Source organism: Arthrobacter alpinus (assembly GCF_900105965.1).
GTDB lineage: Bacteria > Actinomycetota > Actinomycetes > Actinomycetales > Micrococcaceae > Specibacter > Specibacter alpinus.
This window is the reverse complement of the sequence record NZ_FNTV01000001.1, coordinates 47,488-66,645: the sequence shown is the minus strand read 5'-3', so window position 1 is coordinate 66,645 and position 19,158 is coordinate 47,488. Positions and strand designations below refer to the sequence as shown.

Annotated in this window: 21 protein-coding genes; 8 read left to right on the top strand and 13 right to left on the bottom strand. The window is 62.9% G+C overall.

Going from position 1 to position 19,158, the window contains the following annotated elements:
- Positions 1-10 precede the first annotated feature (10 nt).
- From BLV41_RS00330 to hemE, 6 genes are all read right to left on the bottom strand, one after another.
- A complete protein-coding gene (locus BLV41_RS00330) occupies positions 11-979 on the bottom strand; it encodes a uroporphyrinogen-III synthase (RefSeq protein WP_074709520.1) in 969 nt (322 codons plus the stop codon).
- Positions 976-1,959: a hydroxymethylbilane synthase gene (gene hemC, locus BLV41_RS00325; protein WP_074709518.1), complete on the bottom strand. Its 984-nt coding sequence runs from the start codon at positions 1,957-1,959 to the stop codon at positions 976-978. The genes BLV41_RS00330 and hemC overlap by 4 nt, the downstream gene beginning before the upstream one ends.
- Before the next feature lie 17 nt (positions 1,960-1,976).
- A complete protein-coding gene (locus BLV41_RS00320; protein WP_074709516.1) occupies positions 1,977-3,146 on the bottom strand; it encodes a ferrochelatase in 1,170 nt (389 codons plus the stop codon).
- Entirely contained in the window at positions 3,143-3,838 is a 696-nt protein-coding gene (hemQ, locus tag BLV41_RS00315) for a hydrogen peroxide-dependent heme synthase (RefSeq protein ID WP_074709514.1), read from the bottom strand. The genes BLV41_RS00320 and hemQ overlap by 4 nt, the downstream gene beginning before the upstream one ends.
- 74 nt (positions 3,839-3,912) lie before the next feature.
- Positions 3,913-5,421 carry a protoporphyrinogen oxidase gene (gene hemG / locus BLV41_RS00310; protein WP_074709512.1) on the bottom strand — a complete coding sequence of 503 codons (1,509 nt, stop codon included), beginning with the start codon at positions 5,419-5,421 and terminating at the stop codon, positions 3,913-3,915.
- A gap of 51 nt (positions 5,422-5,472) precedes the next feature.
- Positions 5,473-6,528, bottom strand: coding sequence for a uroporphyrinogen decarboxylase (hemE, locus tag BLV41_RS00305; protein ID WP_074709510.1), 1,056 nt, complete (start codon positions 6,526-6,528; stop codon positions 5,473-5,475).
- Positions 6,529-6,691: 163 nt separating this feature from the next.
- Here hemE and BLV41_RS00300 point away from each other — a divergent pair, with 163 nt between their 5' ends.
- Positions 6,692-8,044: a glutamyl-tRNA reductase gene (locus tag BLV41_RS00300; RefSeq protein ID WP_074709508.1), complete on the top strand. Its 1,353-nt coding sequence runs from the start codon at positions 6,692-6,694 to the stop codon at positions 8,042-8,044.
- An 11-nt stretch (positions 8,045-8,055) separates the two neighbouring features.
- On the opposite strand, the gene BLV41_RS00295 is transcribed toward BLV41_RS00300, so the two are convergent.
- Together BLV41_RS00295 and moeB are read right to left on the bottom strand one after the other, a co-directional pair.
- The gene (locus tag BLV41_RS00295) at positions 8,056-9,042 is read right to left on the bottom strand and encodes an SDR family NAD(P)-dependent oxidoreductase (RefSeq protein WP_074709506.1); all 987 of its coding nucleotides are present in this window, start codon (positions 9,040-9,042) and stop codon (positions 8,056-8,058) included.
- 88 nt (positions 9,043-9,130) lie between these two features.
- Complete coding sequence (gene moeB, locus BLV41_RS00290; RefSeq protein ID WP_074709504.1) at positions 9,131-10,318, bottom strand: molybdopterin-synthase adenylyltransferase MoeB; 1,188 nt, start codon at positions 10,316-10,318, stop codon at positions 9,131-9,133.
- A gap of 296 nt (positions 10,319-10,614) precedes the next feature.
- Here moeB and BLV41_RS00285 point away from each other — a divergent pair, with 296 nt between their 5' ends.
- The 6 genes from BLV41_RS00285 (at position 10,615) to BLV41_RS00260 (ending at position 14,577) form a co-directional block, all read left to right on the top strand.
- Positions 10,615-11,598 carry a methionine ABC transporter ATP-binding protein gene (locus BLV41_RS00285; RefSeq protein WP_074709502.1) on the top strand — a complete coding sequence of 328 codons (984 nt, stop codon included), beginning with the start codon at positions 10,615-10,617 and terminating at the stop codon, positions 11,596-11,598.
- The gene (locus tag BLV41_RS00280; protein WP_074709500.1) at positions 11,592-12,293 is read left to right on the top strand and encodes a methionine ABC transporter permease; all 702 of its coding nucleotides are present in this window, start codon (positions 11,592-11,594) and stop codon (positions 12,291-12,293) included. The genes BLV41_RS00285 and BLV41_RS00280 overlap by 7 nt, the downstream gene beginning before the upstream one ends.
- A 70-nt stretch (positions 12,294-12,363) precedes the next feature.
- Positions 12,364-13,167, top strand: a complete 804-nt coding sequence (locus BLV41_RS00275) for a MetQ/NlpA family ABC transporter substrate-binding protein (RefSeq protein WP_074709498.1) — start codon at positions 12,364-12,366, stop codon at positions 13,165-13,167.
- A 138-nt stretch (positions 13,168-13,305) separates the two neighbouring features.
- The gene (locus tag BLV41_RS00270; protein WP_044574542.1) at positions 13,306-13,944 is read left to right on the top strand and encodes a TetR/AcrR family transcriptional regulator; all 639 of its coding nucleotides are present in this window, start codon (positions 13,306-13,308) and stop codon (positions 13,942-13,944) included.
- Between the two features lie 62 nt (positions 13,945-14,006).
- Positions 14,007-14,231, top strand: a complete 225-nt coding sequence (locus BLV41_RS00265) for a DUF3107 domain-containing protein (RefSeq protein WP_044574544.1) — start codon at positions 14,007-14,009, stop codon at positions 14,229-14,231.
- Between the two features lie 40 nt (positions 14,232-14,271).
- Complete coding sequence (locus BLV41_RS00260) at positions 14,272-14,577, top strand: hypothetical protein (RefSeq protein WP_074709496.1); 306 nt, start codon at positions 14,272-14,274, stop codon at positions 14,575-14,577.
- 67 nt (positions 14,578-14,644) lie between these two features.
- On the opposite strand, the gene BLV41_RS00255 is transcribed toward BLV41_RS00260, so the two are convergent.
- The 4 genes from BLV41_RS00255 to thiO all read right to left on the bottom strand — a co-directional run bounded on the left by BLV41_RS00255 (position 14,645) and on the right by thiO (position 17,695).
- Positions 14,645-15,301, bottom strand: a complete 657-nt coding sequence (locus tag BLV41_RS00255; protein WP_074709494.1) for a 4a-hydroxytetrahydrobiopterin dehydratase — start codon at positions 15,299-15,301, stop codon at positions 14,645-14,647.
- A 19-nt stretch (positions 15,302-15,320) separates the two neighbouring features.
- A complete protein-coding gene (locus tag BLV41_RS00250; RefSeq protein ID WP_074709492.1) occupies positions 15,321-16,121 on the bottom strand; it encodes a thiazole synthase in 801 nt (266 codons plus the stop codon).
- 69 nt (positions 16,122-16,190) lie between these two features.
- On the bottom strand, positions 16,191-16,430 hold the full coding sequence (thiS, locus tag BLV41_RS00245; RefSeq protein ID WP_044574553.1) for a sulfur carrier protein ThiS: 240 nt from the start codon (positions 16,428-16,430) through the stop codon (positions 16,191-16,193).
- A complete protein-coding gene (gene thiO, locus BLV41_RS00240) occupies positions 16,427-17,695 on the bottom strand; it encodes a glycine oxidase ThiO (protein WP_074712995.1) in 1,269 nt (422 codons plus the stop codon). The genes thiS and thiO overlap by 4 nt, the downstream gene beginning before the upstream one ends.
- 135 nt (positions 17,696-17,830) lie before the next feature.
- Here thiO and thiE point away from each other — a divergent pair, with 135 nt between their 5' ends.
- Positions 17,831-18,511: a thiamine phosphate synthase gene (thiE, locus tag BLV41_RS00235; protein ID WP_074709490.1), complete on the top strand. Its 681-nt coding sequence runs from the start codon at positions 17,831-17,833 to the stop codon at positions 18,509-18,511.
- Positions 18,512-18,527: 16 nt separating this feature from the next.
- Here the strand turns inward: thiE and BLV41_RS00230 are convergent, their stop codons facing one another.
- Complete coding sequence (locus BLV41_RS00230) at positions 18,528-19,103, bottom strand: DinB family protein (RefSeq protein WP_074712994.1); 576 nt, start codon at positions 19,101-19,103, stop codon at positions 18,528-18,530.
- Positions 19,104-19,158 lie beyond the last annotated feature (55 nt).

Sequence of the window (19,158 nt, the reverse complement as noted above, 5' to 3'; positions counted from 1 at the left end):
ACTTCCTAAATTACTGGTTGTGTAAATTGTTGTGGGCCCGGGCCAATGCGGCCACGATACCCTCAGGCGTTGGTTGTCCTGCTGTGGCGGCCACGTGCATCCCCAGCCGTTGGGCTTCAGCGCGGGTTGGCTGCCCGATCGCCACCACAAGGCAGCTCGGAGGCAGCGGCGCCATGGTTTCCGCCACCCGGCGGGCTGCACTCCCGGATGCAAGTACGACGGCGTTGATCGCCCCCGTTTGGATCTCCTGTGCCGCTTCGGCTGGGGTGAGTACTTCAGGGACGCTGGAGCCGGAGGTTCCTCGCGGGCAGTAAGATTTCTTCGGTCGCAGGGCGACCTCTGAAATCCATCCCCGCTCCGGAGCCTTCGACTCCAGCTTGGCCGTCAGTCGCCTCACCGGATCGGCCGGATAGTCCACAGTCCTGTAGGCCGTGACGATCTCGGGTTCCCAGCCCTTGTCGGTGAGCCCGTTCACCAGGGTGGGCTCGGCGAGGTTTGACTGAGGCAGGAGAACTCGAGTGGATCCGCCGTCGGCCGGAGCCATGACCGGCCACAACTCCACGAGCCCGGCTGCCGATTGCATGTCCACCGGCGCCAGCGAAGCGTTGATGCCTTCGGCCGCCAAGACGGCAACCGAGGTGGGCCCGATTGTCGCCACAAAAGTCGTGGCCGGAATAAGCTCTGCCAGCGTAGTTCCAGCGGCTTCGCACCACTGTTTCATGGCCCGCACCGTGGTGATGGAACTGACCACGAGCCAGCTGTACTCCCCCGCAGCCAAACGGCGCAGCGCGGCACCCAGGGCTTCCGGATCACCAACCTCAAAATCTATGAGGGGAACCAAGACCGGCTCAGCCCCGGCCGCAGCCAAGGCCTCAACCAAAGCCCCGGCCCGGTCAGCACTGCGGGTCACGGCAACGCGCAAGCCAGACAGCGAGCTGGCGGCTTTATCGGGCGCGACCACCGCCGCGGGGTCGGTCATTTCGCGGAGCCGGCCAGATCTGCCAAGTCTCCTGCACCGCCGGCGAGGAGTTCCTCGGCCAGCTCGATCCCCAGAAGGGTGGCGCCCACGCTGGTGAGACCGTCAGTAGCCTTTTTGAGGCGCATCGAACGGGTGCCGTCCAAGGAGCAGACAACGGTTTCCAGGTACAACATGGAGCCCTTGCGGTGGGCCAGGGCTCCCACGGGTGCACTGCAGCCGGCCTCGAGGCGGGCCAGAAGGGCACGCTCTGCGGTGACGGCCAGGCGAGTGTCTTGGTCGTCAATGGCAGAAAGTGACTGTCCCAAGACGGTCGTGAGGTCGGTGTCGGCGGTGCGGCATTCCAGGGCAAGCGCGCCCTGGCCGGGGGCTGGCAGCATGACGTCGCTGTCGAGGAATTCGGAGACGGTGTCCAGACGTCCGATGCGGCCCAGGCCGGACGCGGCCAGAACTACGGCGTCCAAATCTGCAACCTTGCCGGGGACAACCTCGGCGGCCGCATTGCCCGGCAGGCCGGGCACTCGGGCCAGGCGGGTATCGACGTTGCCACGGATATCGATGACGGTCAGGTCCGGGCGTGCCGCCAAAAGCTGCGCGGCACGGCGCGGCGAGCCTGTGCCAACAGTTGCGCCTTCGGGCAGCTCCGTCAGCTTTAGGCCATCCCGAGCACACAGGGCATCCCGAGCATCGGCACGCACAGGGATGGCACCCAGGGCCAGACCTGGAACGGCCGCGGTGGGCAGATCCTTGAGCGAGTGCACGGCCACGTCAACACGGCCGTCCAGAACGGCAGCACGCAATTCGGCGGCAAATACGCCCGTGCCGCCCATCTGGGAGAGCGGACCGGTGAGGACATCGCCGTCGGTCTTAATGGGGATGATCTCAGCCGTGAAGCCGCCAACAGCACTGAGCTTGTCGGTGATCTGTCCGGTCTGGCTCAGGGCCAGCTTGCTCCCGCGGGTTCCAATTTTCACGCTTGCCATTGTGTCAGCCATGGGAATTAAGAACCAGCCTGGGTGGATGCGGAGACGAGGCCAACGGTGCTGCCAACCTCAGAGATAACGGGCTTTTCGCCACGGAAGTTGGCACAGCAACCTGGGTTGCACACATCAAACCACGGACCCAGCTTGGTCATGGCGGGGCGTTCTTCAATGTGGTTCTCAATGGTGCGTTCACAGATCAAGTCCACGAGTCCACTGACAAACTTCTGATGCGTGCCGGGGGTGGGTGAACGGTCAAAGGCCAGGCCCAGTTCCGCGCAGGTTTCGGCGGCTTCGGTGTCCAGATCCCAGCGGACCTCCATGTGGTCGCTGACAAAACCCAGCGGAACCACAACAACACCCTTGGTGCCGGCAGCAGCCTGATCCGCCAGGGCATCGTTGATGTCGGGCTCCAGCCACGGCACATGCGGGGCACCTGAACGCGACTGGTACACCAGAGACCATTCCTGGTTGGGGTCAACGGCAGCCATGATGGCCTCTGCGGCAGCAAGGTGCTGTGCCACGTAGGCCGAATTTTCGGCGAATTCGCGCAGTTCAAGCTCGGAGTGGCCCGAGGCTTCGGCGTCCCTGGTGGGGATGGAGTGCGTGGCGAACATGACGTGAACCGGGGCCTCGGGAGTCCCTGCCCCAGCCAGCTGGGCACGGACCTTCGCCAAGGATGCGGCCGTTCCTTCGATGAAGGGCTCAACAAAACCGGGGTGGTCAAAGTACTGGCGCACCTTGTCCACGGCCAGTTTTCCATCCAAACCGGTCTCGGTCAGGGCCATGCCAATGTCCTCACGGTATTGGCGGCAGCTCGAGTATGAGGAGTAGGCGCTGGTGGTGACCATCAAGAGTCGGCGGTGCCCGGCGTCGTACGCCTCTTGCAGCACGGCGGGGATGTACGGGTCCCAGTTGCGGTTGCCCCATAGTACGGGCAGCGCGATGTTGCGGCTGGCCAGCTCGGCCTCCAGGGCCGCCTTCAGGGCACGGTTCTGGGCGTTGATGGGGCTGATGCCACCATTTTTGCGGTAGTGGTGGCTGACCTCTTCGAGGCGCTCGTCCGGGATGCCGCGACCGCGGGTCACGTTGCGCAGGAAGGGAATGACATCGTCCTGGCCCTCGGGACCACCAAAGGAGGCGAGCAGGATCGCGTCGTACTGGGCCGGGGCGGAAACCGGGGCGCTCATCGGAGAACCTCGGCAACCTCGGCACTGGCAACGCGGCGGCCTGTGTAGAAGGGCACTTCTTCGCGCACGTGCAGGCGGGCGTCGGAGTAACGCAGGCTGCGCATCATGTCGACGAGGTCGATGAGGTTGTCAGCTTCCAGGCCCAGGAGCCATTCCCAGTCACCGAGCGCGAAGGCGGAGACGGTGTTGGCCTGGACCTGCGGGAATTCGCGGCCCAGCATGCCGTGTTCGCGCAGCATGCGGGAGCGGTCCTCGGCGGGCAGGATGTACCAGTCGTAGGAGCGAACGAACGGGTAGACGCAGACCCAGCCCTTGGGCTCGTTGGTGCCCATGTAGCTGGGCGCGTGGGACTTTGCGAACTCGGCTTCTCGGTGCACGCCCATGGCCGACCAGGCGATCTCGGTTGCGGCGAACAGCTCGGTGCGGCGGATGGAGCGCACGGCGCGCTGCAGGCCTTCGGCATCGGCGCCGACGAGCCACACCATGATGTCCGCATCATTGCGCATGGCGGAGACATCGTAGGCTCCACGCAGGGTGATGCTTTGTGCAGCCAGCGCGGCCACCAGGTCATCAAACTCTGCAATGGCGGCATCCGCGCCGGTGAAGGATCCGGTCCGCTTGAAGACTGTCCACAGCGTGAACGGGGTCTCACTCGGGGTTTTAGTGACAGATTCTGCATTTGTGTGGCTCATGGTTTCAAGTTTGCACCCCAGCGGCCCGAAAGCTTAAATCAAGGTTCTCTACATTGCGTAGAAAGTGCCCAATGTCACTCTTTGGCCATGTCCTGGACTAGCGTGCCAATGGTTCGTCGGGTCCCGGCCACCACGGCCGCGAGCCCGTTGCCGCTCAGCCAGCCCCCGGTCAGTGCGAGCCCCGGCACCGCGGCGGCCAAGGCCTGCACCTGCGCCATCTTCGCCTGATGTCCGACGGCGGCAAACGGCAAGGCTCCCTTCCACCGGACAATGTCCGCGCCCAGGAGATCGGCCTCGGTTACCTCAATGCCCAGCAGGGTGGAGGCATCAGCCAATGCGGTGGGCACCAGGTCTTCCTCGGTGGGCGTGGCTGCGGTGAGGCGCACCGCATCTGACCGCTTGACGCCGGCACGCCCGTAGGAGAGCCGCAGGACGTGAGTTCCAGGGCCTGTGGAATCGGCCAGCCAGCCCCACTTGGACGTTGCGTGTGTGAGGGCCTTGGCCTTGACGCCCTCCACGCCGGGGGCCACCAGCACCCCTGTCCCACGCGGTGCTGAATCGAGTTCGGGTACGTCCACCACCAAGGTGACAAGCCGGATGTCTGGTCCGGGGGCAGGAGCAAAGGGCACTAGCTGGGGCAGCTCGGTGGACAACAGCTTGACCGCGGTCGGGCCGTCTGTGGCTACCACCAGCAGTGAAGCGGCATCGCTCCCCTGTTCGGTGCCATGCTCCCATTCGACGTTCCAGGGCGCGGACAAAGGCTCGGCGGGTCCGGCGGATTCTGCCGGGTCGCGGTAGATGGCCTTGACCCGGTATCCGGCATGCATTTGGACTCCCGCAGCCAGCAGTTGCTCCACCAGCGCCGTCACAAGAGTGTGCATCCCGCCCATGAGACCGCCAACGGCCGAGCCGGGCTTGCTGCCACCTGCTCGTTGGGCTGCCACGGCGGCGGCCAGCGAGCCATGTTCGCGGATGCCCGCGCGCAGGCCCGGGGCCACCATGTCCACATCAAGCAGCTCGGGATCCGCCGAGTGCACCCCGCCAACCACGGGTGCCACGAGCCGTTCGAGGACTCGCTTGCCCATGCGGGCGCGGACCAGCTCGGCCACGCTGGACACGGCCTCGGTGGTGCCGATCGTGGCCGGCATCTTCGCGTCCAGGGCCGCTCGCAGCACACCGGAGGCGCCCAGGGCCGCGCGGACCTCGGGCGCGTTGAGATCAGAGGGGATGCCCAAAACACCAGTGCGCGGCAGCGGCACGGGGCCATCCGGCAACCAGACCCAGGCGCCGGCGGGATTGGGCGTCACAATCTTGGCGGCGAGCCCCAGCTCCGCGGCCAAATCAGCGACGGCGGTGGTGCGGGTCGCGAACGATTCCGCACCGCCGTCGAGCACCACCCCGGCCACCTCGTGCTGGGACACGCAGCCGCCCCAGGCGGAGGCGGCGTCGTACACGGCAACCTGGAAACCGGCGGCTTGGAGGTCCTTGGCGGCCAGCAGCCCGGAGACGCCGCCGCCAACCACCACGGCACGTTGGGCGAGCGGATGGCTGTGCTGCTTCGCTGCGTGTTTGCGGTGTTCCATGGTGTCCCCTTACGGCTGGTGCTGGGCTGCGCTGGTGCTAAATGGATTGCTCTAGATGGAATGAATGAGTTCCACCACGCGGGTCAGGATGGCGGGATCCGTTTCGGGCGGCACTCCATGCCCCAAGTTCACCACATGGCCGGGCGCCGCGGCTCCGGCTGCTACGACGGCGCGCACATGCGCCTCAAGGACCTCCCAGGGCGCGTTGAGCAGGGCCGGATCAATGTTGCCCTGCAGCGGCACGGTGCCACCGAGGCGGCGGTTGGCCTCGTCCAGCGGCAGGCGGTAATCGACGCCCATGACGTCCACGCCCACGCCGTACATGGCGGGGAGAAGTTCGCTGGTTCCGGTGCCAAAGTGAATCAGGGGAACACCCAAATCGCGGACATGGTCCAAGGCCCTGGCCGACGCCGGAGCAACGTGCTCGGTGTAGTCGGCGAGTCCCAGCGAACCTGCCCAGGAATCGAAAAGCTGAGCGGCGCTGGCTCCGGCCTCGATCTGGGCGCGCAGGAACTTGCCCGATGCGTCGGCTGCCCAGTTCATCAGCCCGGCCCAGAGTTCCGGCTCCGCGTGCATCATGGTGCGCGGGCCCAGGTGGTCGCGCGACGGCTTGCCTTCAACCATGTAGGCGGCCACCGTGAACGGGGCGCCGGCGAAGCCGATCAGCGGGGTGCTGCCCAGTTCGGCAACGGTCAAGGCAACAGCCTCACGGATCGGATCCAGCGCCTCATCGGTCAGCTCGGGCAGGTTTGCAATGTCCTCGGCCGTGCGGATGGGCTTGTCCAGGACGGGGCCAACCCCGGGAACAATGTCAACGCCCACACCGGCCAGCTTGAGGGGAATAACAATGTCGGAGAAGAAAATGGCCGCGTCAACGTCGTGGCGGCGAACCGGCTGAAGGGTGATTTCGGCGGCCATGGCCGGCTTCAGGCAGGACTCCAACATGGTGGTGCCCACCCGCAGCTCACGGTATTCAGGCAGTGAACGGCCTGCCTGGCGCATGAACCAGACGGGACGGCGGCTGGGAGTGCCACCGCGGTAGGCCGTGATCAGGGGGGAATTGGCGGTGCGGCCATCCATCAGGGGGTGGCTGGGGCTCAGTGTCATGGCACCACCATACAGAGCCAATCTGGGGTTCTTTTGTGCACAAACTGTCACCGTAGTAAGGCATGGCGGCGCGGTGGGGGTAAGCAGCATCACAGATTCTTGGTGACGCTTTTGCCTTCCCTGTCCGCAAACCATCAGGTTGGGGGTCTACCATTGTGAAATTGTGGTCGTCTTTTCGCTCGTTGCCTCTCATTCATCCATTGATCTGGAAACCGTTGCCCGCCTAAGTGCCGGTGCCGCGGCTGTCAGTGCTGACGTCATCGAGAAGGACAACGCCGTTGCCGGTCTTGTCACTTTGGCAACGTGCAACCGCTTTGAGCTCTATGTCCACGCCCGCAGCCACGAAGATGTTGAGGCTGCGCGCAGCTCCTTGATTGAGACCGTCAGCAAGCACTCGGGACTGAGCGAACCACAAGTTTCCCAAGCATTGAACACCCTGCATTCGGATGCGGTCCCCCGCCATCTTTTTGCTGTCAGCACGGGCCTGGAATCCGCGGTCGTGGGCGAACGCGAGATTGCCGGGCAGGTACGCCGAGCGCTGAGCACCGCCCAGGAACAGGGCGTGACCTCCCCGCCGTTGGTCCGGCTCTTTCAGGCTGCAGCCAAGACGGCCAAGGATGTAGGTGCACAGACGGCGCTTGGCCGCCGTGGCATGTCGATCGTTTCCGTGGCACTGGATCTAGCTTCTGACCTCCAAGACGCCGCATCCTCTTCCGTTGGCGAGTCGGCCAACGCCGCATCAGTTTCCGGCCCTCTGGCTGGTAAATCTGCTGTCCTCTTTGGCACGGGCGCCTATGCCGGTGCCGCCATGGCTCAACTGATCCAACGCGGATGTACCGACATTTCGGTGTATTCCTCCTCGGGCCGGGCCGAGACATTTGTTGCTTCCCGTGGTGGCACCGCCTTGGATGATCAGGCCCTGCCCGCCGCGGTGGCGAAGGCCTCGCTGTTGGTTGGCTGCAGCGGCTCGGACCACCAGCTTTCCAGCACGGACCTGGGCGAAATGCGCAGCGATTCCACGCAGCAATTAACCGCTATCGACCTGGCCTTGACCCATGACTTTGCGCCAGATATCGCCGATCTTCCGGGCGTAGACCTGCTCACGCTCGAGACCGTGCGTCAGGCGGCCCCCGCCGAACAGGAATCAACATTGGCGGAGGCCTCGGCCATGGTTGCGGAGGCCACCCGGACCTTTGAACAGTCTCAGAATTCCCGTTCGCTGGACCACGCCATCGTGGCGCTGCGCCGTCACACGATGGCAGTTCTTGACGATGAAATTGCCAAGGTCCGTAAGCAGCACGGTTGCACCGCGGCCGCCGATGAAGTGGAATTCGCCATGCGGCGCATGGTCAAACAGCTCTTGCACGTCCCCACCGTCCGGGCCAAGGAAATCGCTGCAGCCGGCGATGCAGAAAGCTATCTCGCGGCCCTCGATGTGCTCTACGGCCTGAAAATCTCTCCCGAAACCATCAGCACGGCCATCACGAGCCGCGTCGAGGGCGAAACCGCCGTCTAGTTCGAAACCTCTCAGCCGAGGGCGTTGACCCCTGTCAGCTCCGCCGACAGCTCCCACAATCGCTTGGCGTCTTCGGCGTCCACGGCGTGTGCGTCGACTCCGGAAAAGCGGGCCAGCTCGGATTGCGGATCAGTGGGACGGGCAATATCGCAGTCCTCGCAGTACACACCCCCCTTGCCGTCGAGTTGAGGTGACGTTGCGGTCCAGACGGACGTTGCGGCTCCCTGTTCCGGGGTCTTGAACCCTTCCCGCAGCTTTCCTGCCTTGTTCATCCATCCGGCCGCCACCATTTCATCTCTGGTCAAATGGCGCTGCAGCCCGGTCATGATGCCGCCGGGGTTCACGGCAAAGGCCCGCACCCCATGTTCGGCTCCCCGGGCATCAAGCTCTACGGCGAAGAGGCTGTTGGCGGTCTTTGCTTGGCCGTAGGCCTGCCATTTGTCATAGCCCTTGGTGAATTGGGGATCATCAAAGTGAATGCCGGAACGCTTGTGGCCGGTGGATGACAGCGACACGACGCGTGCACCGCCGTCGGCAAGGATGGGCCACAACTCGTTGGCGAGCGTGAAGTGACCCAAATGATTAGTGGCGAATTGTGCCTCCCACCCGGGGCCAACCCGCGTTTCGGGGCAGGCCATGATGGCGGCGTTGTTGACCAAGATGTCCAGCCTGCGCCCGGAATCCAAGTATTTGGCAGCGAACGCTTTGACGCTGCCCTGATCACCTAGATCCAGTTCAAAGACGTCTACACTGCCTAGATCTGCTGCTGCCAGCACCCCGCGGGCATGATCGGCACGACGGGCAGGAACGCTCACCGCCACACCAGCACTTGCCAGCGCCCTGACGGTCTCCAGCCCGAGGCCTGAATATCCGCCTGTCACGATGGCCGCACAACCGGTGAGGTCCATGGCTTCGACCACGGAAAGCGCCGTGCTGTCGTGGCCAAACCCTGACCCGAGGGGCTGTTGCAAGGTCGGCTGATGGTTTACGCGATTCATGATGCGCCTCTTCCATGGGTGCGGTCCGCTCGCGGGCAAGCAGAACCCTTTGTGCGCAATGTACTCCTCTATGCCGTGTTTGTCGCCGTCAGTGCCCGGCCTTGGCCCAGGCATCGATTCCGCCGTCAAGATGGACGACGTCGTCATACCCTTGCGAGGTCAGGCTCGCCAGCGCTTGGGCCGAGCGGGTGCCTGCCTTGCAATGCAGGATCAGCGGCACTCCGCGAGGCACCTGCCCAAGGGCCGAACCATCCCGGATCCCGGCCAAGGGGATCAATACTGATCCTGGGATCCGGGCGATCTCGAATTCCACAGGTTCGCGCACATCAACCAAGACGAAGTTGTCCTCGCCCCGTTCTCGGCGAACCAAGCGTTCGGCGAGCTGCTCGGCTGAGATGAGATCGTCCCTGTCCGCGGCCGAGGTGGCAGGGCTGAAGCCGCAGAAAATCTCATAGTCCACCAACTCGGTGATGGACGGAGCCTGCGGATCCTTGGCGATGCGAATTTCACGCCAACGCGCTGTGAGGGCGTCGAAAATCAAGAGCCGGCCCAGCAACGATTGCCCGATCCCGGTGATGAGCTTGACCGCCTCGGTGACCATCATGGCCCCAATCGAGGCGCACAGCATGCCGAAAACTCCTCCTTCGGCGCAGGACGGTACGGTTCCGGGGGCCGGCGGCTCGGGGTAAAGATCACGGTAATTGGGGCCGAACTTGTCCCAGAAGACACTGACCTGCCCGTCAAAGCGCAGGATCGAACCCCACACATACGGCTTGCCGAGGAGCGCCGCGGCGTCATTGACAAGGTAGCGGGTGGCGAAGTTGTCGGCACCATCCAAGATGACGTCATAGTCGGCAAAAATGTCCAGCGCGTTGCTGGAATCCAGGCGAAGAGGATGCAGAACCACGTTGACGCCGGGGTTCAGCTCAAGGATGGAATCGCGGGCGGACTCCAGCTTGGTCCGGCCAATGTCACCCACGCCGTGAATGACCTGACGCTGCAAATTGCTCAGCTCAACGGTGTCGTCGTCGACGATGCCCAAAGTGCCAACGCCAGCCGCCGCCAGGTACAGCAGGGCGGGCGATCCCAACCCGCCTGCGCCAATGACCAGAACACGCGAGTTGCGCAGTCGGCGCTGGCCATCCAGACCAATTTCCGGGATCAGCGCGTGGCGCGAATAACGCTCCAATTCCTCCTTGGCCAGCGGCGGGCCGGGCTCAACGAGCGGTGGAAGGGAGGGGCTTTTGGTGGGAAGAGGCTGGATCAAGGAAACCATAACTATAAATCTAGGGGGTGCCCGCGCAAGTGGCCAGCCACCGAATCATGTGAGGAAGGTCTCAGTTCCAGGTGGCGACCATCACCGTGATGATTGTCCTGCCGTTACTGACCGTGGTGGCCCGGACCACGACGCTGCTGGAACTTTGAATGAACAAAGTGCCGCCATTTCTGCCTTGAGCCTGCAATAGTTCTAATTTTGCTTCAACTCCACCATTTGGGAGAATTTTATGCGGTCCGCATGGCCTGTGCGAGTCAGAGGGACAAGCCGGAATTATCAGCGGAGACAGGAGCAACATGATTTCAGTTGACCGGATCAGCAAGAGCTACGGCTCGGGGGAAAATGCTGTTCGTGCACTCGACGACGTCTCCCTGAACGTCGCCAAGGGCGAGATTTTCGGCGTCGTAGGCCAAAGCGGTGCCGGCAAGAGCACCTTGATCAGGACCATCAATTCCTTGGAACGGCCAGACAGCGGCACTGTCACTGTCGATGGCCAGGACATCAGCCTCCTTCACGGCGCGGGGCTGCGATCTGCCCGCCACAACATCGGCATGATTTTCCAGCACTTTAACTTGCTGAGCAGCAGGACGGTCCAGTCCAATGTGGAGCTCTCGCTGGAGATCACCGGCATGGACCGTGCCGCACGGCGCAAACGTGTAGCGGAAATCCTTGAGCTCGTTGGCCTGGAGGGCAAAGCCACGGCCTACCCCTCGCAGCTTTCCGGAGGACAGAAGCAGCGTGTTGGCATAGCCCGCGCGCTTGCCTCCAAGCCCTCGGTGCTCTTGAGCGATGAAGCGACTTCCGCCTTGGATCCAGAGACCACTCAGCAGATCCTTGATCTCATCCGCAAGCTTAGCCGCGAATTGGGCTTGACCGTCATGCTGATCACCCATGAGATGGACGTGGTGAAGCGCATCTGCGATTCCGCCGCGGTCATGAGCCAGGGCCGGATCCTGGAACAGGGCTCGGTCGAGGGCTTGCTGACCACCGAGAAGTCCTTGCTGGGGCAGGCGCTGTTCCCGCTTGGCGAGATCCCGAAAAACGGCAACACGATCATTGAGATCACCTTCAACGGTGTCACTGCGGACCGTCCCGTCATCGCACAGCTGGCCCGAACTTATGGCATAGATGTGGGCATCCTCGGTGCCGCCATCGAAACCATCCATGGGCGTCAAACGGGCAGAACCCGGCTGGAACTTCCCGGTGCCCAAGAAACTGTCGCTGCGGCCATCGCTGATCTGCGCAGTCAAGGACTATTTGTGGAGGTAATCGGATGCTAGATCGCAATGACCCGTCCTTTTGGTCCGATCTCTTCGAGACCATCCTGCAGGGCGCTGGCGAAACGTTGTACACAGTTGGCTTCAGCCTGATTTTCACCATCGTCTTCGGTCTTGCCGCCGGTGTGGTCCTGGTGACCACTGAAGCTGGCGGGCTCCTGGCCAAGCCCCTCGGCAGCCGCGCACTTGGCATCGTCATCAACAGGGTCCTTGATCTTCTGGTGAATGTAGGCCGATCCATCCCGTTCATCATCTTGATGATCCTGCTGATTCCGTTCACGCGACTGCTCGTAGGATCCTTCATCGGTCCCACAGCAGCCATTGTGCCGTTGACTGTTGCCGGCATTCCCTTCTTCGCCCGGCTGGTGGAGATCGGTATCCGTGAAGTACCTGTTGGGCTCATCGAGGCCGCCGAATCGTTGGGCGCAACACGCTGGACGATCCTTGCCAAGGTCATGGTGGCTGAGGCGGTTCCTGCCCTCGCTTTGGGTCTGTCCACGACAGTCGTGGGACTCATTGGTTATTCGGCCATGGTTGGCGCCGTGGGCGGTGGCGGTCTGGGAGATGTCGCTTTCCGTTATGGATACCAGCGCTACAGCCCGGAATACATGTTTGCCGTTGTCATCATCTTGATCTTGTTTGTCCAGCTGTTCCAGTCCCTTGGCAACTTTGCTGCTCGGCGTCTCTCGCACCGCTAGGCTCCGCACGTCAACTGCGCACGCTGCGGACCGATCCGCGCCTGCAGACACTTCTATCGAAAGAATCACCATGATCCGTTCCACCCTTTTCAAGGCCGCCGCCGTCGGTGCAGCCGCCATCTTCGCGCTCACTGCCTGCGGTACAGGCCCGGATTCGTCCGCTGCCGACACGATCAAGGTGGGGGCACTGGCAGTCCCGGCCGGCGACATGCTCAAACATGTCTCCAAGGAGCTCGCCCCCAAGGAAGGGCTCACGGTCGACTACAAGGAATTCAGCGACTACAACACCCCCAACGCTGCCCTCAGCGACGGCGACATCGACGCCAATCTCTTCCAGAACACCACCTTCATGGAGACTTACAACAAGGCCACCGGCAAGGACCTGGTCAGCGTCGGCAAGGTGTATCTTCCCCCGATGGCCCTCTACTCCAACGAGATTGCCACTCTTGGCGAGCTGCCTGAGGGTGCGTCCATCGCGGTCCCCAACGACCCCACCAATGAAGGCCGCGCCTTGCTGCTGTTGGCCTCCAAGGGTCTGATCGAGGTCAAGGAAAACCCCATTACGCTCAAGGACATCACCGCCAACCCCAAGAACTTCAAGTTCACGGAGATTGAGAACGCCAGCCTCCCGCAGGCCCTCAACGACAAGGACGCAGCGATCGTCACCCTGGCGTTCGCCCTGCCGGCAGGCCTGAGCTCGGACAAGCAGCTCTTGGTGGAGGGCGAAGACAGCCCCTTCTACAACGTGCTCGCCGTAAGGGCGGACATGAAGGATGATCCCCGCGTGCAGAAGCTCTTCAAGCTGCTCACCTCACAGGAGATGAAGGACTTCATCCAGGCCGAGTTCAAGGGTCTGGTTATCCCCGCGTCCTAGTTTTACGCTCCGGCCAACGGGTGGGCAACGGGGGACGTCTTCAAGAAGCGATCCCCCGTTTGCCCTCTACTGGCGGGTAGAATGTCACACACCAGCCCAGCGCCAACCACGGGGCAACTTACGAGAAAGGCTGCCACCATGAGTTTGGATCCTTCCGCCAAGGAGCGCCCCGCAGCACGCACGGCACCTGCCCGTATGCCCCGGGACGAACGCCGGGCCCAGCTTCTTGCCTCCGCGCTTGAAGTGTTCGTCAACCACGGCTACCACGGCGCCGCCATGGACGAGATTGCAGAGACCGCCAAGGTCAGCAAGCCCGTGTTGTACCAACACTTCCCCAGCAAGCGCGAGCTGTACCTTGCCCTCCTGGACAGTCACTTGGAGGCGCTGACCACAATGTTGGTCGCCGCCTTGAACTCCACCACTGACAACAAATTGCGCGTCCAAGCCACGATGAAGGCTTACTTCCTCTTCATGGCCAACGATGACCAAGCCCACCGGCTGGTTTTTGAATCCGACCTTGTCAACGACACCGAGGTTGCCGCCCGGCTCGAAAAGTTCAACGCCAACTATGCCGACGCTATTGGCCAGGTCATTGCCGAGGACACCAAACTGCCCCCCGTCGAGGCCACCCTTTTGGGCCGCGCCTTGGCCGGCATGGCCCAGGTCAGTGCCCGCTACTGGCTCGAGGCCAACGGTGATTTGGACATCGAGGTAGCCAGCGATCTTGTCTATCGTTTAGCTTGGCGCGGAATTAGCCGCTTCCCCAAGGAATCCTGACCGCCTGCCCCTAAAGTGGTTTGTACTTAGATCTATTTGTAACTTGCACCGAGGAGACAACTGTGGAAATCAAGATCGGCATCCAGAACATTGGCCGCGAAATTGTCCTTGAATCCGATCAAACGGCCGACGACGTCGCCGCCTTGGTCTCCGAGGCCCTAACCAAGGGCACCTCGTTGAGCCTCAAGGACGAAAAGGGCCGCGTTGTGATTATCCCCGGCACTGCCCTGGGTTACGTTGAACTCGGCGGCGAGAAGGCTCGCAGCGTCGGCTTCGCCGCCCTGTAAAAAACACAAGAAACTTCCCTGAGAGAGACGGTTCCATTTCATGGTCGCATTGGTCATTATTGCCCTGATTGCAGGCGCTCTCGGCGCCCTCTCCTGGGCCGTGGACAAGCACCGCCAGACCTTCGGCGCCTTGTTGCCGGCAGGTGCCGCGGTGACTGCAGCGCTGTTGGTTTGGATCGTCACCATGGCCGTGGGACTGGACAATGATCCTGCCACTGCATGGATCCCGTGGATTCTCTCGATCGTTGTGGGCGGTGCAGCGGCTTGGGCCACGGCCGGTTTTGTGGGCCGTACCCGCCACCAGCAGCATGTGGCGCGGACCAACGCGATCTTGCAGATTCACTAAACCGCATCATTTAAACACGTAGGCGCAGGACTCACATTGAGTCCTGCGCCTACCCATTTAAGTGTTTCTAAGCGTCTCGGCCTTCTTCCGTGCAGATGCACAGCCGGTTCCCTTGAGGATCGGTTGCGATGACAAATTGTGGGGCATTGGAATGGTCCAGGGTGCCCCCGGCTTCTGCTATCGCGGCGAGCACCTCTTGCGCCTCACTGGCAGGCACGTGAATGTCAAAGTGGAAACGGTTGGCGTTAGGCGTCTGCGTTTCTTGAAACCACAACGTCGGCAACATGCCGGCGGGGTCCTTCAACTCATCGGGCGCCCCCGCGACAAAGCCCAGGGCCGCCGCCCACACAGGCGCCACCTCCGCCATATTATTGGTATCCAAGGCAATTTCGACGCTTCTGAGCCGCTGTGGCTGTGCCACGGCACCCCCGTCTTGCGCGGCCGCCGAGATGGACTTGGCCAGTGCCGCATCACGCGCCGTCACCTTGGAGCCCGCATCGTGGGAGGTCAGGGCCACAAACAGAGTGTCATAGCGCCAGTCAACATCCGGGTGGTGGTTGGCTTTCTGCGCCAGCTCACCGATGGTGGCAAACAGCTCAAGTGCGGCGGCCGACGTCGGACACTTCAGTACCGTCGCCAGCCCACCCAAGCGGAGCCTCCACCCCGGCAGAGCGTCGAGCTCGGCGTCGATCTGCTCACGGGTCAAGACATCTTTCGCGGCCATGACTGGCTCCTTGCTTTGGTTACAGGTCGGGGCGGCCTGCCATGGCCGAGGAAGCCAACGCATGGGCACGCTTGGGAATGCGGCCGCCCTGTGCTGCCAGTCTGCCACCGATCACGGCGTGTTTGAAGGCCTGCGCCATGACCAGCGGATTCTGGGCCCGGGTGACGGCGGTGGCCAGCAGCACGGCGTCGCAGCCCAGCTCCATGGCCAGGGCGGCGTCGGAGGCCGTGCCAATTCCGGCGTCGAGCACCACGGGGACGCCTGCGCGAGAAACGATGAGCTCAATGTTGTGCGGGTTCAGGATGCCCAGTCCCGTTCCGATGGGCGCACCCAGCGGCATGACGGCCACGGCACCGAGCTGTTCCAGGCGCAGCGCCAGAACCGGATCGTCATTGGTGTAGGCGAAGACCTTGAAGCCGCGGTTGACCAGCTGCTCGGTGGCGTCCGCCAGCTCCAGGGCATCGGGCAGCAGGGTGTGCTCATCGGCGACCACTTCCAGCTTCACCCAGTCAGTTTCCAACGCCTCACGGGCAAGTTCCGCCGTCATGACGGCTTCGCGCGCCGTGAAGCAGCCGGCCGTGTTGGGCAGGACGCGAATGTTGTTTTCCAGCAGCAGCTGAAACAAGTTGGTGCCGGATTCGCCGTTGCTGTCCACCGAGTATCGGCGCATCGCCACAGTGGTCAGCTCGGTGCCCGAGGCGAGGAGGGCCTCCCCCAAGCCGGACAGACTGGGCGCACCTCCGGTGCCCATGATGAGCCGTGAGCCCAGTGCCACGCCGTCAATAACCAGTGCGTCGTTGGTAATGATTGTTTCAGTCATGAGTTGGACACCTTCACAGCGAAGTAATGAGTGGTTGTTGGAGCGTTTTCTTGTGTTTTGGGGCGGTGTTCAGCCACCCTGCACCGCCGTGACAATCTCCAACTGATCATTGGCCTGCACCGATGTTGCGGACCACTGGCTGCGCGGCACAATGTCAGAGTTGCGTGCCACGGCAACACCCAAACGTCCGCCGTCCACAGCTTGGCCATTGGCCAGCAGGGACTTGCCGGTCATGGCCGTGACCAGGTCTGCCACCGTGGTTCCGTCGGCAAGTGGCTGCGTTGTTCCGTTGATGTTGATGCTGTTCATGGGTGCTCCTGCGCGGGTTGACCGGCGGCGGGCCGGGAGGAAGGCTGGGTTGGCTGAAGGGCTGGTGAGAAGCGGTCCGGGCGGAAACATTCCCAGGCCAGATCGGTGATATTGCCCAGCAACTGGCGGGTGATGTGGGCAGCGATGGGCGTGAGCAGGACGCCGTGGCGGAAGAATCCCGTGGCGATGATAAGCCCTGGGATGTCTTTACCGCGGGTGCCCGCGACCCTGCCCAGCAACGGCGCGTTGTCCGGGGTTCCGGGCCTGGCACGAGCCGTCATTTCCATCAGTTCAAGTTCCGCCACGGCGGGTACCAGCACCTGGGCATCACGCAATAGCTGGTGCACTCCCCCTGCGCTGACACCCGGGTTGCCGTCTTCTCGGCTACTGGCTCCGATCACCACGGTGCCATCCTCGCGCGGGACGATGTACACCGGCAGGCCACGCACCATGCCGCGGATCGTTGCAGTAATGAGCGGGCGCAGGTGCTCGGGTACGCGAAGTCGCAGGATGTCGCCGTACACGGGACGGACCGGCAGCTTCAGCCCTTCGGGAAGCCCTCCGAGTTTGGCTGCACCCAAGGCGTTGGCCACGATGACCTCCCGCGCGTGGACTTCGCTGCCATCGGCAAGCAGCACGCCTGTCACCGGCGACAGGGTGTCCCCGGGGTCTCGATGCAACAGCCCGGTGGCGGACTGCTCGATGAAAACGGGCGCGGAGGCAGCAGCACCGCCGGCAGCACCGCCAGCCGACAGCAACGCCGCCCGAAGTGCCTCGGCCATGGCGCGCGGATCAACTTGATGATCCTGTTCCACTTTGTAAGCGCAGGAAATCTGTGGGCCAACCATGGGCTCCAACGCACGGGCTTCGCGGATGGTCAGCTGGGCCACCTCCAAGCCGTGACTGGCCTGGACATCGCGCAGATCGGCCAGCGCCTTGCGGTCGCCAGGGTCCCCGCCCAAGACCAATGTTGGCGAGGTGTTGAATCCGGTATGGGCGGCCTTCGGCAAGGATGCCACGAACTCTGGCCAGCGGGCCGCTGAGGCGAGTGTCAGCTTCAGCAGCTCATCTTCCTGGTAGTGAAGTTCGCTGACTGGAGCCAACATTCCGGCGGCGGCAAAGGTGGCGCCGGTCGCTGGTGCGGGATCGATCACGGTGACCGCATGGCCTGCACGTTGGGCTTCCCAGGCGATCCCGAGCCCAATGATGCCGCCACCAATGACGGCCACCTCGGTGGTCAAATTTTCACGCGCAACGGGTGCCACAGTGCTCTCCTTCCCTACGCCGGCATGATCCGGATCAGGTTATTACGCCCTTGCAGGACGTCAATCGGTCGGCGCATTCGGCGCCCTCTCAGCCAGCTTCACTGGCTCCCGCGGTACTGCACTAGTCTATGAGACATGAGCACAACTTCTCTCATCCATGACGCATCGACCACACCGTCCACCCCCTCATTGGAAAACGCCAGGCTGTATTTGTGCACTGATGCACGCGCCAAGCAGGGCGATTTTGCCGATTTCCTCAGGGCCGCTTACGCTGGCGGCGTGGATATCATCCAGCTGCGCGACAAGTCTCTTGAGGCTGCCGCTGAGCTGGAATTACTGGCCGTTTTGCGCTCCGTTGCGCAGGAGTTCGGCAAGCTGTGGGCCGTCAATGACAGGGCAGACATTGCCTCATTGAGTGGCGCTCCGGTGTTTCACATAGGCCAAAAGGACCTTCCCTTGCCAGCCGCGCGCTCCTTGGTTGGAGCGAACGTGTCCATGGGTCTTTCCAGCCATGATCCCGCCCAGGTTTCGGCAGCCGCCGCCGATCCCGACGCCGATTATTTCTGTGTTGGCCCGCTGTGGGCAACACCCACCAAGCCGGGCCGGGACGCCGTCGGACTTTCCCTCGTTGAGCATGCTGCATCACTTGGAACCACCAAGCCGTGGTTCGCCATTGGTGGGGTGGATTTGAGCAACGTGGATGAGGTGGTGGCGGCCGGGGCATCAAGGATTGTGGTGGTGAGGGCAATCACCGAGGCGCAAGATCCGACGGCGGCAGCCCAGGAATTGCTCTCGCACCTGCCCGCGCTCGGGTAACTTTTTTTACGCCCTTCTAACGAAAAGTCCGGGCCACCGCCTCCAATTCCGCCCTGTAGGCGACCCACTCTTCGGCAGTCCGGTGTGAGACATTCGGGTCCTTGGGACCGTTGCCAATGGCACCGTCGATGAGTTCACGGAGAATATCGGCGTGCCCTGCATGCCTGGCCGTTTCGACGCACATGTGGACCAAGATTTGATGAAGCGTGACATGGCGCCGCTCGCCCGTCCACCAGGGCACCTCACCCTTGGCATCGAGGGACAACATGTCGATGGTTTGATCACTGTGCCGGGCGGATAATTCGTGGAGTTCGACGATGTCCGCCCTACTCTCCTTCGCTCCGGCCCACATGTCCGCATCGAGGGGTGCATCGTCGTCAATCCACGGCAATTTCTTCTCGCTGGGCCTGCCGAAGACCTCGCCAAAGTAGCCGAGCTGAACGCTGGCAACATGCTTGAGCAGGCCAAGGAGGCTGGTCCCGGTGGGCGTCATCGGGCGGCGGGCATCGTAGTCGCTCAGGCCATCAATTTTTGAGAGTAAATCTGCCCGGCGAAGCTGCAGGTAATTCAGAAGTACGGCTTTGTCATCCATGCCTGCCACTATTCCCCATGAGGGCCACAAACGCCATGCAATCCCACCAGCTCTA